We start from the raw sequence: 2,643 nt of genomic DNA on the forward strand, positions 1-2,643 counted from the left end.
GGGCCAGGTTAGCCTCATCCAGCACCAGGGTAATGTATTCTCCGTCTTTGTCGGACGGGGTATTAGCCCATCCCATCAGCGCCTGCTCTTGCTGCGCCATAGAGCGGTCGCCACTGGCGTGTTCTTGCCATTGCCACCGTTTCATCAGGGTCTGTTCGCTGTCAGAAGGTCCAAGGGACATCACCGAAGCCTCTCCCGAAGCCTCTGCCATTCTGGCGGAAAAGTAGCTTTTCCCGGTGCCGGTTTCTCCTTGCAGGAATATGACGGGAGAGTCTGCCAACCGATCATGTAGTCGGGACAATCGACGGCTTTCACGATCCTTCTGATGAGTCGAGCCGTGATAAAGGTCGTCAGCCAGTGCCGACAGCGGCTGGTCGGCAGAACCTTGCCATGCCAGTGATTGAGACAGTCGGTTTTTTATGTATTCTATGCGTTCTTTGTCAGGATTCTCTGAGTCAAGTTCTCTTTTGGCCATGTGATAACAATCGCTGACCAGAGCGTGAATGGTATCGAATCGGGTCTGCCCTGATGGCAAAAGTAGCTGCCAGCCAGAAGCCAGGGCATCTTGCAAACGTTTGATCTGTCTTGCCGGTCTGATGGCTAACCGTTGATAGGGCTCCGCTGCCGCCGGATCAACTTCCAACTGACAAGCTATTGCCTCTCTTTGTTCTTCAGGAGCATGGGCGACGATCATCGCACAGAGCCTGTCCAGATATCTTTCTTCAGCCCCCGATGGCCAGGGACTTTCATAGTACAGTTGCAAACCTTCAAGTTGGGTGTCCTTAAAGACTGCCGGGTCAAAGGCTCTGGCCAGTGGCCATAGGTTCTGCTTGACGAATGCTCTATTCAACTGCAGGGGACTATTGATAATGGCATTTAACCGATCCGGGTCTACCGAAGCAGTTTGATCCTCATCGGGCTTTTTATGAGCATCCGGCAATTTATGAGCATCCGGCAATAACTGCCAACAAGCCACTTTCATAAAATCTCGCACTGACGGATTCTGACGGGTGCCATGAGTGATGACGCTATTGATGGCTTTACGCCAATGGCGAGGCAAGAGCTTTGGCGACTGGTCAACCTGCTGTGCTCGCCGCGCAGCCAGTATCAGGTTATTCAACAAGCCTTCGGTTAGTTCAGGCAGAGGACTACAAAGGTGGGTTGGTACCGTTTGAAACGCTTCGTAAAGTGAGTGAAGTGCTCGTTCTGGTAACCCAGTCCGGGGGATATCATGCCTGGCCCCATTGATATCCCAGATATCGACCTCGGGACAGGGGCTGCCCGCGGCAATCATCGAACTGAATACTAAAGATGGGCTTTTCGCAGACTCAGGCCAGAGTACGGTGACATGAGCTTGTGGGTAGGCTTGTAATTGGCCATTAACCAACAGAGGTTGCTCAACAGCCAGGGGTTCCAGAAGCTGCTGAAGTGTCGGATTAGTTTCCAGTCCACGCAATACAACCGGTTGGCCAGTGGTTAGTGCTTTCTGTAAATCAGTCTGACATCGTCCAAAATGAGCCTTTTGTTCCGAGGTGATATAGATATTATCAAACAGCTGGCTAAGGCTGGTCTGTTCATTGACCTGAATGACCAAAGGCGCTGCCTGATGATTGATCCAATGACTGGCCCGGGCTTGTTGCTGATACGTGATGGTATTAAAGGCGGCCTGATCTCTTATTGAGTGACCGGGGTTTTCTGCCAACCCCAGGGCTTTCGGCTGCTGTTTTGTGTGAGCCACCTGAAGTCGGGGCGCCAGGCCTGTGGTCTCGCGAATCGTTCGCAGTGAACCCAGTAAACAAAACCAGAATGCCTCAGTGAGAGGAGATGTTACGGTAACGACACCCCCCGCCCGAACTTGTTCCAACAGGCGGCTATTAGGGACTGCGGAGCCTTCCGGGGCAATGGCAATCGGGTTCAGCCATTGGGAAATATTACTTTGGTTAATAATGATCGGCGTTCCCGGTGCCTGCTTTTTATCAGCTTCTTTATTACTCAAGTGGGACAGGGTTTGGAACAGTGAATGAAGCTCGTCCTTCTCTACCGGCATCTGATAAAACTGAACATCGTCGGGTAACTGACAGAGCTTCCCATTGCTCTCAAAGCTCTTTTGCTCCAGCATTTGTCGAATCGCCTGCTCAAAGGCCAGATCCTGCCAGTTGGCTCCTTTCAGAATCACCCGTTGTCCAGCCCTCAATGTTTCAAGCCTGCCGGGGATATGCTGGATTCGTCCTTGCTTATCCACTCCGGGGCCGCCCAGCAGCAAGTGTCGCCAGCTACTGTGCAAGTGACAGTCAATAAGAAGGGTATGGTCGTCATCCGTAGCACTTTGGGTACAGGGGAGTTCAGCCAATAGCGGAGGGACCACGTTGATGTTCATCGCCTGGTCATGGCCGGTCTGTGCGTCGAACTGCCAGGTATTTTCCGGTCGATTAATTCGCCGCCAAAAATCAGCGCCCGGAGCGCCATCAACGCGGCCAACCGATGTCAACTGTGCGGGGCCTGCCAGAACCAGCAGAGCAACATGTTCTCCCAGAGGGCGTTTCTTCTGGCTGACTTTGTCGAACAGACTGGGGTTGTCCGGGTCCAGTAGATCGTTAAATTTTGGCAGCTCCTCACTGGTGAGCTTGCGGATATCCATCACCA

1 protein-coding gene is annotated in these 2,643 nt (G+C 52.6%); it reads right to left on the reverse strand.

Translation table 11 applies throughout. From position 1 onward, the window contains the following. The coding region (locus KDK18_RS05295; protein WP_257253722.1) for a hypothetical protein at positions 1–2,643 on the reverse strand (2,643 nt) is incomplete at both ends.

The sequence above is a fragment of the Endozoicomonas sp. SESOKO3 genome (genome assembly GCF_024606255.1).